The sequence below is a fragment of the Massilia timonae CCUG 45783 genome, assembly GCF_000315425.1.
GTDB lineage: Bacteria > Pseudomonadota > Gammaproteobacteria > Burkholderiales > Burkholderiaceae_D > Telluria > Telluria timonae.
Genome location: NZ_JH992922.1, coordinates 1,849,915 through 1,863,115, shown reverse-complemented (window position 1 = coordinate 1,863,115; position 13,201 = coordinate 1,849,915). Strand labels below are relative to the sequence as shown.

The window sequence follows — 13,201 nt, the reverse complement described above, 5'->3', positions numbered from 1 at the left end:
AATTTCCACGCAACCAAATTCGCACGATTGTGCTTGTCGGCGTTGCCATGCACGCAGGATTCGCCGCAGCCAGCCTTTCATTCTTCGCGCCAAGCCATTCACCATGCATGCTGATCGATTCGGCATGCCCGGGCGGCGCTCGCCTGCCCGGCTTGTGCGGCGCCAAATCCAGCGCACGGCGACGGCGCACCTTGAATCGACGGGCCCGCCAGTTCGACGCAAGCCCTTGTTTATCAAGGAGAATTATCATGTGGCACACGCCTTACCGCATTGCCCTGTTCCTGCTGTCCTTCGCCGTGGCCGGCGCCGCCTGCGCCTACCCCGAGTACCGGGTGACGATCGTCGGTCCGCCCGGCAGCAGCGCCGCCGACATCAACCAGGCCGGCGCCGTGGCAGGCAGCTACCCGGTCGGCGGAACGAACCATGGCTTCATCAACCGCGGCAAGGGCCTGGTCAAGCTCGGCGCGCTGGGCAGCGCCAGCGGCGCGGTGGCCGTCAACGACAAGGGCGAGGTGCTCGGCAACTGGGTCGGCGCCGACGGCCGCTTGCGCGGCTTTATCTATTCCTGCGGCGCGCAGCGCGACATCGGCGTGATCGGCGCCGGCTCGATCTACAGCGACATCAACAACGCGGGCTTTACCATCGCCACCAGCTACGCCGACAGCGACCCGAGCGGCTACCTGCGCGCGCCGAACGGTCGCTTGACGGCCATCGGCCACCTGCCGGTCGAGCACCCGATCACCCAGGTCTACGCGCTCAACAACCGCAACCAGGTCGCCGGCAAGTCGGGGCCGCTGGAATTCCCGGAGCAGCCCTACCGCGCCATCATCTGGACCAGGGGCACGCTGCGCGACCTGGGCGACTTCGGCGTGACGCCCAACAGCGCCAATGCCATCAACGACCGCGGCCAGGCCACGGGCTTCGCCTCGGTCACGACCGGCGGCCCGCACGACCGCGTGGCCTATTTGTACAGCAACGGCCGGCTGCTCAATATCGACGACGCCAACGCTCCCGGACAGACCTATAGCGAAGGAACGGGCATCAATAACCACGGCCACATCGTCGGCAACCACCAGCAACTGCAAGGCTTCGTCTGGCGCGGCAAGCGGATGCAGAGCCTGAACGCGCTGGTCGATCCGAAGCTGGGCTGGAACATCGGCGCGCCCGAAGCCATCAACGACGCCGGCCAGATCGCCGCCACCGCCGTCCGCGCGGGCGTGCAATATGCGATCCGGCTCGACCTGATCCGGCCGCACGGCCTGGCGGCGCCGCTGCCGGACGCCGGCCAGGCGGCCGAACTGGCCGCCGTCGCGACGCCTTCGGCGCAGGCGGCGGCGCTGGCGCGGGCCGAGGCCGAAGCGCAGGCGCGCGAACTCGTGCAGCCGGTCGCGCAATGAGGCCCCTACTCTCATCCATCGAGGAGATCGTCATGTACCTGCATCATCGCGTGTCGCTGGTCCTGCTGTCGTTCACCGTGGCCGGCGCTGCCAGCGCCTATCCCGAGTACCGGGTGACGGTGGTCGGCCCGGCCGGCAGCTGGGTCTACGGCATCAACAACGCCGGCGTGGTGGTCGGCGACTATGCCGCAGGCGGCGACCGACGGCGCGCCTTCCTCAACCGCGGCAAGGGCCTGGTCGACCTGGGCGCCCTGACGGGCGTGTGGAGTTCGGCCAGCGGCATCAACGACCGGGGCGAGGTGGTCGGCAACTGGCGCAGCGCCGACGGGCGCCAGCGCGGCTTCATCTACGCCTGTGGCAAGGCGCGCGACATCGGCACGATTCCCGGCAAGGTCACCGGCTACAGCGACATCAACGACGCCGGCTACATCACCGCCTCGGGCCGCAATCCGGCCACCGGTGAAACGCTCGGCTACCTGCGCGCGCCGAACGGCGCCTTCACGCACCTGGGTGCGATCGACTGGGACGGCAACGGCGCGCCGGAAACCGTTCCCGCCGCGCTCAACAACCGCAACCAGATCACCGGCCGGTCCGGGCGCTTCAATTCCCCGGAGCCGGGATACCGCGCCTTCGTCTGGAAGAACGGCGCGATCCGCGACCTGGGCGACCTGGGTTCGACGCCCAACACCGGACACGCGATTAACGACCGCGGCCAGATCACCGGCGAGGCATACCTGCCCGCCGGGCCGCGCGACAGTTCCGCTTTCCTGTACAGCCACGGACGGATGATCATGCTCGATACCCGCCCGGCCACCGAGTACAAGTTCAGCAGCGGCAACAGTATCAACAACCGCAGCCACGTGGTCGGCACCAGCAACCATCTGTCGGGTTTCATCTGGCGCGGCAAGCGCATGGAGAGCCTCAACGCGCTGATCGATCCGGCATCGGGCTGGGACATCAGCAACCCGGTCGCCATCAACGACGCCGGCCAGATCGCGGCCGTCGCCAGCCGCAACGGCGTGCGCTACGCGGTGCGCCTGGACCTGATCCGCCCACACACCAACCCGGCGCCGGCGCTGGAGCCCGAGGCCCGGGCCGAGCTGCTGGCCTTCCCTGCATCGCCGGCACTGGAGGCGGCGCTGGCCAAGGCCGAGGCGCAGGCCCAGGAACGCGAATTGGCGCGGCCGGTCGCGCAATAAGTCTTGTCAACCCAAGGAGATCGTCATGCATTTTCGTCATCGCCTGTCCCTGGTCCTGATGTCATTCACCCTGGCCGGCGCGGCCTGGGCCTATCCCGAGTACAAGGTCACGGTGGTGGGGCCAGCCAACAGCACGGCCGCCGACATCAACAATGCCGGCGTGGTGGTCGGCTATTATCCTTATTCCCCGACGGCCAATCACGCCTTCCTCAATCGCGGCAAGGGCCTGGTCGACCTGGGCACGCTGAAAGGCACGGCCAGCGTCGCCGTCGCCATCAACGACAAGGGCCAGGTGCTGGGCCAATGGACCACCAGCGGCGGCCAGCAGCGCGGCTTCATCTACGACTGCGCCAGATTGCGCGATATCGGCGTCATCGGCGGCAGGTTCACCACCTGGCGCGACATCAACAACGCCGGCTACATCACCGCCTTCGCGTCCGATACGCCCTTCAATGAAGGCATCAGCAGCTTCCTGCGCGCGCCGAACGGCGCGCTGACGGATATCGGCGACCTGCCCAACGACTTCCCGGGCCCGCCCCCGATCACCTTCTCCGCTTCGCTCAACAACAAGAACCAGATCGCCGGCGAATCCGGGCCGCTGACCTTCCCCGACCAGCCGCTGCGTTCCTTCATCTGGACCAAGGGCAAGATGCGCGACCTCGGCGACTTTGGCTTCACGCCCAACGGCGCGCTGTCCATCAACGACCGCGGCCAGGCCACCGGCTATGCCGGGGTGCCGACCTTCTTCCGCAACCGGGTCGCCTTCCTGTACAGCCGCGGGCGCCTGATCGACATCGACGGCCGTCCGCCCACCGTGGAGCGCTCGAGCGAAGGCACCGGCATCAACAACCGCGGCCACATCGTCGGCGGCAGCGATCACCTGTCCGGCTTCATCTGGCGCGGCAAGAAGATGCAGAGCCTGAATGCGCTGATCCATCCAGCCTCGGGCTGGGACATCCGCGATCCCCGCGCCATCAACGATGCGGGACAGATCGCGGCCAATGCCTATCGCAACGGGATACGGTACGCGGTGCGGCTCGACCTGATCAAGCCGCACGTGGACGCCGTGCCGCCGGCCGAGCATGACGAGGAGCCGTCGGTGGAGACGCCGCCGTCGCCGCAGGCCGCGGCGAAGCGGGCGCAGGAAGAGGCTGAAGGGATCGCGAAAGAGGTGGTGAAACCGGTGGCCCAGTAATTCATATCGCTTCGGTAGGGCCGGCGGCATCGGCCCTGGCCGCCTTGACCCGCCCGAGCGCGGTTTCCGGGTCCAGGCCGGCCATGATCAGGTTGATGATTTCCTGCTTGTCTTCTTGGCCGATCCCCTCGCAGTCCTTGCGATGCGAACAGAAATAGGCATACCAGGACACGTCGGCCGGACGCTCCTTGCGCGGCTTCAGGCGGGCGGGCACGGCGGCGCGCTGCGCGCTGGCGAACGCCGGCAATTGCGCAGCGGCGCCCGACCAGTCGAATGCGGCGGCGGCGCGCCGGTCGGCTTCCCAATCGCCGTCGTATCCCTTGGCCGGCAGCATGCTCTCCTGGTCGACCGCAAGACTCGACAACCTGGGCCAGGCATGTGCGGCGCAGAAGGCGTCGACGAAGCGCAGCTTCATGCCGATGCCGATCGGGACCGCCCGGCCGAGCACCGCGTCCTTCGGGTGCAGCGAGCGCGCCAGCGTCAGCAAATCCTTGAAGCCGATCGGCGCGCCCTGCCCCGATCTCGCGTGGTGCGCCAGCGCTTCGTAGACGCGCACGCCGACCTCGATGTCGTTGACGGTGATTTGCTGCTCTGCTCTTGCGTTGCCGGTCATGCGCCTTCTCGGGACGGGTGGTCGATGGGCATCATTATGCATGAGTGCGACCTCGACCTCTCCTCGGCTCAGCGCTTGACCGTGCGCCCAAGGAAGTCGCGCATCAGGCGCGCGATCTGCTCGCCGTCCTCTTCCAGCGCGAAGTGGCCGGTGTCGAGCGGGTGCAGCTCGGCCTTGGGCAGGTCGCGCAGATAGGGGGCGGCGCCTTCCACGCACTTGCCCGCGCCGCGCGGGTGCTGGCGGTGATCGGCGCAGCGCTCAGGCTGCGTTCCGGCACGGATGTCGATGCCGCCGTCCAGGCGCAGATCGGCCCTGCTCTCACCTATGGAGCCGTCGACACGCGAAGGTCGGTTTGCCCTGCCAGGCGCGGGGAAATCGTTTGCGTCAGATATTGCGCGGCGGAGCGGCTATATGAAGGCCGCATATGCATGGTGTCGGTGTACGCCGGCGCGCCGTCCGCGCCGAGGACAGGGCACATATTGTCCTTGCACAGGGATGTACTGGGGTCGATCAGCTCGGCGCCAACGGATCGTGCGATCTCGATGATGCGGTTTCGCGATGCCGCATTATCCGCAATGAATCGATCGAGCTTGAGCGGTTCAATGCGCGGCAGTGGCTTGATGCTGTCGAACCGCGACCCGGTAATCATGTTCCGAGGATCGAACGATGGCCCCATTGGCGGCTGCTGCAACAGGAATACCTGTTTGCCCAATGCCTTCAGTTCCTGCAGGGTGCGCGCGAGCGTGCGGTAAGCTTCTTCTTTCGCAAGCCCCCGGTGTCAGAATAGTTGTCGCGTCACCTGATGAAGTAAATACCAACCGGGGACGGGCAAGAGAGATCGTGTGAAGCAGTATTCAGCAGAACGGAAAGAAGCGCTACTTCGGCAGATGATGCCGCCGCAGAACAGGCTGGTGTCGGAGTTGGCCCGCGAGAGCGGGATCACCGAACAGACCCTTTATACTTGGCGCCGTCAACTTCGTAATCAAGGAACGCTGGTGCCAGGTAGTGGAAAGAATGCCGAGGAATGGACTTCGGAAGACAAGTTTTCCGTGGTACTGGAAACGGCTGCGCTGAACACAAGCGAACTGGCCGAGTATTGCCGTCGCAAGGGCCTGTTCGCGGAGCAGATTGCCACGTGGCGTGCCGCATGCATGTCGGCCAATGCGAGCGTGGTAAAGCAGACGCGGGAGCAGCAGGCGCAGTCGAAGGAGGACAAAAAGCGCATCCGGCAACTGGAGAAGGATTTACAGCGCAAGGAGAAGGCGCTGGCCGAGGCGGCCGCGCTGCTGATCCTGCGAAAAAAAGCCCAGGCGATCTGGGGGGACAAAGAGGAAGACTGATCAGCGTCCCAGATCGCCTGTTGTGTGTTGAGTTGATCCGTGAAGCAGAGGCCGCCGGCAGCCGGTTGGCGCCAGCCTGCATCGAGCTGGACATTACCTTGCGTACTTTCCAGCGCTGGGTGCGCAATGGCGACGATGCCGTGGCCGGCGACGGTCGTCCCTCCAGCGTGCGGCCAGAACCGGTCAGCAAGCTGAGCGAGGATGAGCGTACCGAAATCCTCGCCGTTGCCAACAGCGAGGAATTCGCCAGCTTACCGCCCAGCCAGATCGTGCCAGCGCTGGCCGATCGGGGCGTGTACATGGCGTCCGAGTCAAGCTTCTATCGCGTTCTGAAAGCGGCGGCGCAACAGCATCATCGGGGCCGCGCGAAGAAACCTTGTGAGCGCGTGCTCACGAGTCATTGCGCCGCGGCTCCGAACCAAGTGTGGAGCTGGGATATCACCTGGATGCCGGCCGCCATCAAAGGCCAATACTATTGTCAACGGCGATTGAAAACTGATACAGATTTCGTCGTCCCAGCGATTTAAAACTGATACACCGCCGTCGCCGAACACCGTCCGTGTTCAGCCCATTTCTGCAACATCGCTCCCCCTCATCATCCCGGCCTGTCGCTGGTGCTTCAGCCGGTAGCTCTCACCTGCAATCGGCACGATATGCGCATGGTGCAGCAGCCGGTCGAGCAGGGCCGCGGTGAGCGTCGTATCCTGCGCAAAGGTCGTGTCCCATTGTCCGAACGGCAGGTTACTGGTCACGATCAGGCTGCTGCGCTCATACAAGGCCGCGATCACCTGGAAGAACAGGTTGGCCTGTTCCCGGTTCATCGGCAAGTAACCTATCTCGTCGATGATCAAGAGCCGATATGCCTTGATCGCGCGGTGCATCACCGCTTTCAAATTGTTCTGCGTATGCGCCGTCGTCAGTGCCAGCATGAGGTCGGCCGCCGTCGTGAAGCGCGTCTTGATGCCGGCCTGCGTGGCCTTGTAACCCAGTGCCATCGCCAGGTGCGTTTTGCCTACACCGCTCGGCCCGACCAGTACCACGTTCTCATGCCGCTCGACGAATCCCAGGCCGGCCAGCTCCTCGACTTGGCTGCGCTTTACGCCTTTGGCGAAGTCATAGTTAAATTCGTCCAGCGTCTTCACCACGGGGAATCCTGCCAGACGGGTCATCGTGTTTTGCTTGCGCACGTTGCGCCCAGCTGCTTCCTCCCTCAGCAGCCCCTCCAGGAAGTCGCTGTAGGCCATCTCCTGTTTCGCTGCTTTCTGGGTTGCGGCGCCGTAGCCCTGTGCCACGAACGGCAGGTTCAGGCTCTCGCACAACGCCGCGATACGCTCATGCTGCAGGTTCATGCCGCCACCCCTTCCGATACCCGCACCAGCAGCGCGTCATACACCTGCAACGGATGCTGTACCGGAGAAGGTTGCGCGATCCGCTCCACCACTGCTGCCGGCCGCGGCGCCGCAGGTGCTGCAGCAGCCGGCTGCGGCCTGGCTGCCGCGATGTCCGCCCGCCACGGTGCCGGCAGCGCTTGCAGGTGCTCCACTTCCCGCTTCAAGGCTTCGGCTGGCGGTTCTCCGGTCGTGCCGTGGATGCGCGCATTGGCCACTTCGCGCAGCCAGTGGGCCACCTCGACGTTGGCCGTCACGACGTCGAGCTTCTGGCCGCTCTGTGCCAGCCGGCTCGCCAGCGGCACATAGAACGATCGGCGCAGGTAGCCGTTGAACCGCTCGACCTTACCCTTGGTCTTGGCCCGGTACGGCTGGCACAGCTTGATCACGAAGCCGCTATGCCTGGCATAGTCCAGGAAGCCGGCGTGGAAGCGGTGCTCGCCCTCACCGTACGCATCGCGCTCCAGTACCACCGTCTTCATATTGTCGTACAGGACCCGCCGCGTCACGCCGCCGAACGCTGCAAAGGCGCGCTCGTGGCAGGCGATCAGGGTATCCACCTTCATGTTGTTGACGAACTCCACGTAGCTGGCCCGGCTAAAGCCGAGCGTCGCGCAGAACGCGTGCAATGGCGCGCTGCCTTTACGAAATTCGACCCAGTCCACCTGCAGCTGCTCACCCATCGCCGTCTCGAAACGCACCACCGGATCGGCGGGAGGCGCCGGGCGCAAGGTGCGCACGAAGGCCCTCAACTGGCTCATGCCGCCCTCGTAGCCGCGCGCGGCAATCTCGCGGTACAGCACGGTGGCTGGAATCACGTCGGGCTGAGCAGCTTGCTGCCGATCCCTCAGGTACTGCTCGAACTGCGCCAGCTTCGTCTGGCGTTTGACTTTGCGTTCGTACTTCGGCACGGCCTCCAGGGCCAGGTGCCGGCGCACCGTGTTCACTGCACAGCCTACCTCGGCGGCGATCTGCCGAAGGCTTAACCCATGCTTCTTCAGTAGTTGGATTTCCACGTACACCTCTTTGGGTTTCAAGGCCGCTCCGCAAAGCGGCCATCTTCTCAAAATGGTGTATCAGTTTTCAATCGCTGCCTGTATCAGTTTACAACCGCTGCTGACACTATTACTGGTACATGGTGCTCGATATCTTCAGCCGCAAAGTCGTCGGGCATGAGGTGCACGTGGCGGAATCGGCGGAACTGGCTTCACGGTTGATGCGCCGCACTAGCTTGGCCGAGGGGCTGGCCGGTCGTCCACTGGTGCTCCATTCGGACAACGGCAGCGCCATGAAGGGCGCCACCATGTTGGCCACGTTGGAACAGCTGGGTGTGGCGCCCTCGTTCAGCCGGCCACGTGTAAGCAATGACAATGCATACGCCGAGTCGCTGTTCAAGACCTGCAAATATCGCCCAGATTACCCGAACAAGCCATTCGGAAGCCTGGAAGAGGCGCAGGCATGGACGCAGAAATTCGTGCGTTGGTATAACCACGATCACAAGCACAGCGGCCTGAAATTCGTGACCCCGGCACAGCGCCACTGCGGGCAAGACGCGGCGATTTTGAAGCTTCGTGAGCAGGTCTATCACGAGGCTAGAAAGCGCAACCCGCAGCGCTGGTCGCAGGGCACCAGGAACTGGGAACTTGACGATCAAGTCTGGTTGAATCCGGAACGGATTCGGCCAGAAGCACTACAGCAAGCAGCTTGAGATGACGCGACAACTACGTTGACAAACACCGTAATCCCCCTCTGTCAGGATAGATGTCGCGTCACTTGAATCACTTTAATCCATCCGGGGGCGGAGCAAAGACGCGCAGTGAATCAGTACCCAGCAGAACGCAAGGAAGCCATTCTTCGGCAAATGATGCCACCGGAGAACAGGCCGGTATCGGCCCTGGCGAAGGAGAGCGGCATCTCGGAACAGACACTTTATACTTGGCGACGAAATCTACAGTCTCAGGGAGTGCCGGTGCCGGGAAATGGAAAGAATGCGGTCGTGTGGTCGTCGGCCGACAAGTTTGGCGTGGTGCTGGAAACGGCACACATGAACGAGGCGGAACTGGCTCAATACTGTCGTGGCAAAGGCTTGTTCGTCGAGCAGGTTGCCGAATGGCGCGAGGCCTGTCAGCAGGCCAATGAAGCACCGGCCGAGCGCAACCGGGAGCTGCGCGAGCAAAGCAAAAGCGACCGCAAAGAAATCAAGCAGTTGAAGAAGGATTTGCAGCGCAAAGAGAAGGCACTGGCAGAGGCAGCGGCGCTGATCATTCTCAGAAAAAAAGCCCAGGCGATCTGGGGGGAGCCCGAGGACGATTGATCGGCACTCCAGATCGCCAGCAGGTGATTGCACTGGTTGAAGAAGCCGTCGACGGCGGGTGTCGGCGTGCACAGGCCTGTAGCGCCTTGGAGATCAGCCTTCGCACCTATCAGCGCTGGATGCGCGACGGTGACGGCGATAACGGCCAGGTTGACGGACGAAAAGGCAGCCGCCGCGTGGCGCCGGCCAACAAGCTGAGCGAAGACGAGCGCCAGCGAATTCTGGAGGTTGCCAACAGCCCTGAATTTGCCAGCAGTCCGCCTAGTCAGATCGTGCCGACCTTGGCTGATCGAGGCGAGTATTTGGCATCAGAATCGACTGTCTACCGGATCTTGAAAGACGAGAAGCAGCAGCATCACCGCGGCCGCGCAAAGAAGCCAAGCACAAGGGTCGTCACGAGCCACTGCGCAACCGAGCCGAACCGCTTGTGGGCGTGGGACATCACGTGGTTGCCGACCGGAGTGCGGGGCTTGTATTTTTACTGGCACATGGTACCCCCCGGTGTCAGAATAGTTGTCGCGTCACCTGATGAAGTAAATACCAACCGGGGACGGGCAAGAGAGATCGTGTGAAGCAGTATTCAGCAGAACGGAAAGAAGCGCTACTTCGGCAGATGATGCCGCCGCAGAACAGGCTGGTGTCGGAGTTGGCCCGCGAGAGCGGGATCACCGAACAGACCCTTTATACTTGGCGCCGTCAACTTCGTAATCAAGGAACGCTGGTGCCAGGTAGTGGAAAGAATGCCGAGGAATGGACTTCGGAAGACAAGTTTTCCGTGGTACTGGAAACGGCTGCGCTGAACACAAGCGAACTGGCCGAGTATTGCCGTCGCAAGGGCCTGTTCGCGGAGCAGATTGCCACGTGGCGTGCCGCATGCATGTCGGCCAATGCGAGCGTGGTAAAGCAGACGCGGGAGCAGCAGGCGCAGTCGAAGGAGGACAAAAAGCGCATCCGGCAACTGGAGAAGGATTTACAGCGCAAGGAGAAGGCGCTGGCCGAGGCGGCCGCGCTGCTGATCCTGCGAAAAAAAGCCCAGGCGATCTGGGGGGACAAAGAGGAAGACTGATCAGCGTCCCAGATCGCCTGTTGTGTGTTGAGTTGATCCGTGAAGCAGAGGCCGCCGGCAGCCGGTTGGCGCCAGCCTGCATCGAGCTGGACATTACCTTGCGTACTTTCCAGCGCTGGGTGCGCAATGGCGACGATGCCGTGGCCGGCGACGGTCGTCCCTCCAGCGTGCGGCCAGAACCGGTCAGCAAGCTGAGCGAGGATGAGCGTACCGAAATCCTCGCCGTTGCCAACAGCGAGGAATTCGCCAGCTTACCGCCCAGCCAGATCGTGCCAGCGCTGGCCGATCGGGGCGTGTACATGGCGTCCGAGTCAAGCTTCTATCGCGTTCTGAAAGCGGCGGCGCAACAGCATCATCGGGGCCGCGCGAAGAAACCTTGTGAGCGCGTGCTCACGAGTCATTGCGCCGCGGCTCCGAACCAAGTGTGGAGCTGGGATATCACCTGGATGCCGGCCGCCATCAAAGGCCAATACTATTACTGGTACATGGTGCTCGATATCTTCAGCCGCAAAGTCGTCGGGCATGAGGTGCACGTGGCGGAATCGGCGGAACTGGCTTCACGGTTGATGCGCCGCACTAGCTTGGCCGAGGGGCTGGCCGGTCGTCCACTGGTGCTCCATTCGGACAACGGCAGCGCCATGAAGGGCGCCACCATGTTGGCCACGTTGGAACAGCTGGGTGTGGCGCCCTCGTTCAGCCGGCCACGTGTAAGCAATGACAATGCATACGCCGAGTCGCTGTTCAAGACCTGCAAATATCGCCCAGATTACCCGAACAAGCCATTCGGAAGCCTGGAAGAGGCGCAGGCATGGACGCAGAAATTCGTGCGTTGGTATAACCACGATCACAAGCACAGCGGCCTGAAATTCGTGACCCCGGCACAGCGCCACTGCGGGCAAGACGCGGCGATTTTGAAGCTTCGTGAGCAGGTCTATCACGAGGCTAGAAAGCGCAACCCGCAGCGCTGGTCGCAGGGCACCAGGAACTGGGAACTTGACGATCAAGTCTGGTTGAATCCGGAACGGATTCGGCCAGAAGCACTACAGCAAGCAGCTTGAGATGACGCGACAACTACGTTGACAAACACCGCAAGCTGGTCGGGAAACTCCAGCAGCCTGACGCCATCATCGAACGCCAGGCTCCCGCCATGAGGGTCCTGGAAATACCCAGCCCAGGCGGCGCCCACGACGACCGCTTCGACTTCCGGACGCTTGGCAAACGCGTAGCCGTCTTCCACCGTCGCCAGACAGCGGATGTATCTGTATTTCGGCAAAGGGATGACATGAGGAATCGGCAGGCAACTTCCGTGTGTGGCGAAAACAGCCGAACGAAACCGTCCAGGCTGGTCCGAAACGGCATGTCCAATGAACGGACCATAATGCTCCATGACCGAATCGCCGAGAAAAACGGTCACGCCAGGCGCGCGGCCATCCACCTTCTGGAACAAGGAATTCCCATAGCGAAGGGGACTGAGTCTGGCGCCCGGGAAATCGCTGTCATTGAGCGCATTGAGGTAGATTTCCGCGCCTGGCGCGTGAAGACGTTCCCGAATAAAGCCCGCGTGGATGAGCACACCTGCGAGCACCATCACGGCCATGCCGGTGGCAAGCGTGCGTACCGTCCGGCCGCGCACACTTGCTCTACGTATTGGCAATTCAAGGAAGCGGTAGGTAAGGATGGCAAGCACGAAAGCCGCAGCAACCAAACCGGCGCGAACGAGAAAACCGGGCTTTTCGCCATTGACGATCAAGCCATACGACAGCAAGGGCCAGTGCCAGAGGTAGAGGGGATAACTGATCAGGCCTGTTGCGACGACAAGACGCGTGCTCAACAGCTTACGGTTGATGACTGTGTCAGGACCAGCCATGATCAGCAGGAATGCTCCACCAACCGGGAGCAGCGCCCACCAGCCCGGGAATGCGTCTTGCGTGCCGATGAAGGCAAAGCCCGCGACCAGCAACAGCGCACCGGCGATCGAGGCCAACTGCGCCCAGCGGCCGGACCAGCCGCGGAAACGCAGATGCAGATAGGCTCCTATGCCACCTGTCATCAATTCCCAGAAGCGTGTCGCCGGAGAGTAAAAAGCGGCCGTTGCGTCGCTCGACGTGAGCGCCAGGTTGGCCATGAAGGAGCCGGCAAACACGGTGCACAGCAGGACCAGGACTCCCGTTCTGTACTTGACCATCAACCAGAGCATCAAGGGCCACAGCAGATAGAACTGCTCCTCGATGCCGAGCGACCACAGATGCAGCAACGGCTTGGTCAATCCCACGTTGTCGAAGTAGCCGGCCTCGTTCCAGAGCAATAAATTGGAGACGAACAGTCCGCCCGCGCTGACGTGTCGTGCGACTTGCTTGAATTCATCGGGTAACAGGACGATCCAGCCGAAGCCGATGGTGGCGACGAGGACAAGCAGCAATGCCGGAAAAATACGCCTGACACGGCGCGCGTAGAATTCGAGGATGCTGAAGCGATCCTGTTCCAGTGCAGACAGGATGATCGAGGTAATGAGGTAGCCGGAGATGACGAAAAAGATGTCTACCCCGATGAAACCGCCGGGCAGATAGTTTGGCCAGCCGTGATACAGCACTACTGCAATGACTGCTACCGCGCGCAAGCCGTCGATATCGGGACGGTAGTCGGTGAGTTTCTGATGACGGGATGCCGCTGCAGTGTTCACGCCCCCTCC

General features: G+C 62.9%; 9 protein-coding genes and 4 pseudogenes. 7 read left to right on the top strand and 6 right to left on the bottom strand.

Going from position 1 to position 13,201, the window contains the following annotated elements:
* Positions 1 to 248: 248 nt before the first annotated feature.
* The 3 genes from HMPREF9710_RS07970 to HMPREF9710_RS07960 are packed head-to-tail and all read left to right on the top strand — an operon-like array spanning position 249 to position 3,791.
* A complete protein-coding gene (locus HMPREF9710_RS07970; protein ID WP_005665433.1) occupies positions 249 to 1,397 on the top strand; it encodes a hypothetical protein in 1,149 nt (382 codons plus the stop codon).
* A gap of 32 nt (positions 1,398 to 1,429) precedes the next feature.
* On the top strand, positions 1,430 to 2,596 hold the full coding sequence (locus HMPREF9710_RS07965; protein ID WP_005665432.1) for a hypothetical protein: 1,167 nt from the start codon (positions 1,430 to 1,432) through the stop codon (positions 2,594 to 2,596).
* A gap of 25 nt (positions 2,597 to 2,621) precedes the next feature.
* Positions 2,622 to 3,791 (top strand): hypothetical protein, encoded by a 1,170-nt coding sequence (locus HMPREF9710_RS07960; protein ID WP_005665431.1) that lies wholly within the window; start codon positions 2,622 to 2,624, stop codon positions 3,789 to 3,791.
* A gap of 1 nt (position 3,792) precedes the next feature.
* Here HMPREF9710_RS07960 and HMPREF9710_RS07955 read toward each other — a convergent pair whose 3' ends face one another.
* The 3 genes and pseudogenes from HMPREF9710_RS07955 to HMPREF9710_RS07950 all read right to left on the bottom strand — a co-directional run.
* Positions 3,793 to 4,404, bottom strand: a complete 612-nt coding sequence (locus tag HMPREF9710_RS07955; protein ID WP_005665429.1) for a hypothetical protein — start codon at positions 4,402 to 4,404, stop codon at positions 3,793 to 3,795.
* Positions 4,405 to 4,472: 68 nt separating this feature from the next.
* Positions 4,473 to 4,616, bottom strand: coding sequence for an alpha/beta fold hydrolase (locus HMPREF9710_RS27015; protein ID WP_005665426.1), 144 nt, complete (start codon positions 4,614 to 4,616; stop codon positions 4,473 to 4,475).
* Positions 4,617 to 4,726: 110 nt separating this feature from the next.
* Positions 4,727 to 5,152, bottom strand: a pseudogene (locus tag HMPREF9710_RS07950) (SGNH hydrolase domain-containing protein); the annotation flags it as partial.
* A gap of 94 nt (positions 5,153 to 5,246) precedes the next feature.
* On the opposite strand from HMPREF9710_RS07950, the pseudogene HMPREF9710_RS28755 reads away from it, so the two are divergent.
* Positions 5,247 to 6,220, top strand: a pseudogene (locus HMPREF9710_RS28755) (transposase); the annotation flags it as partial.
* 87 nt (positions 6,221 to 6,307) lie between these two features.
* On the opposite strand, the gene istB reads toward HMPREF9710_RS28755, so the two are convergent.
* Together istB and istA are read right to left on the bottom strand one after the other, a co-directional pair.
* Positions 6,308 to 7,093, bottom strand: a complete 786-nt coding sequence (istB, locus tag HMPREF9710_RS07935; RefSeq protein ID WP_005663619.1) for an IS21-like element helper ATPase IstB — start codon at positions 7,091 to 7,093, stop codon at positions 6,308 to 6,310.
* The gene (gene istA, locus HMPREF9710_RS07930; protein WP_005663623.1) at positions 7,090 to 8,169 is read right to left on the bottom strand and encodes an IS21 family transposase; all 1,080 of its coding nucleotides are present in this window, start codon (positions 8,167 to 8,169) and stop codon (positions 7,090 to 7,092) included. The genes istB and istA overlap by 4 nt, the downstream gene beginning before the upstream one ends.
* Positions 8,170 to 8,252: 83 nt before the next feature.
* Here istA and HMPREF9710_RS07925 point away from each other — a divergent pair.
* From HMPREF9710_RS07925 to HMPREF9710_RS07905, 3 genes and pseudogenes are all read left to right on the top strand, one after another.
* Positions 8,253 to 8,840 (top strand): annotated as a pseudogene (locus HMPREF9710_RS07925) (transposase); the annotation flags it as partial.
* 108 nt (positions 8,841 to 8,948) lie between these two features.
* Positions 8,949 to 9,940: pseudogene (locus tag HMPREF9710_RS28750) on the top strand (transposase); the annotation flags it as partial.
* A 74-nt stretch (positions 9,941 to 10,014) separates the two neighbouring features.
* Positions 10,015 to 11,570 (top strand): IS3 family transposase gene (locus HMPREF9710_RS07905; protein WP_229409743.1). Its coding sequence is split into 2 segments (ribosomal slippage): positions 10,015 to 10,477 and positions 10,477 to 11,570, totalling 1,557 coding nucleotides; the frame shifts between segments, so codons are not numbered across the junction.
* On the opposite strand, the gene HMPREF9710_RS07900 is transcribed toward HMPREF9710_RS07905, so the two are convergent.
* Positions 11,513 to 13,192, bottom strand: a complete 1,680-nt coding sequence (locus HMPREF9710_RS07900; RefSeq protein ID WP_005665420.1) for an acyltransferase family protein — start codon at positions 13,190 to 13,192, stop codon at positions 11,513 to 11,515. The two genes, HMPREF9710_RS07905 and HMPREF9710_RS07900, sit on opposite strands and share 58 nt — an antisense overlap.
* Positions 13,193 to 13,201: the final 9 nt, after the last annotated feature.

Bases quoted from the DNA above. Each gene is read 5' to 3' on its own strand.
- HMPREF9710_RS07965 (WP_005665432.1), top strand. From the start codon at position 1,430: ATGTACCTGCATCATCGCGTGTCGCTGGTCCTGCTGTCGTTCACCGTG.
- istB (WP_005663619.1), bottom strand. From the start codon at position 7,093: ATGAACCTGCAGCATGAGCGTATCGCGGCGTTGTGCGAGAGCCTGAAC.
- HMPREF9710_RS07960 (WP_005665431.1), top strand. From the start codon at position 2,622: ATGCATTTTCGTCATCGCCTGTCCCTGGTCCTGATGTCATTCACCCTG.
- HMPREF9710_RS07955 (WP_005665429.1), bottom strand. From the start codon at position 4,404: ATGACCGGCAACGCAAGAGCAGAGCAGCAAATCACCGTCAACGACATC.
- HMPREF9710_RS07970 (WP_005665433.1), top strand. From the start codon at position 249: ATGTGGCACACGCCTTACCGCATTGCCCTGTTCCTGCTGTCCTTCGCC.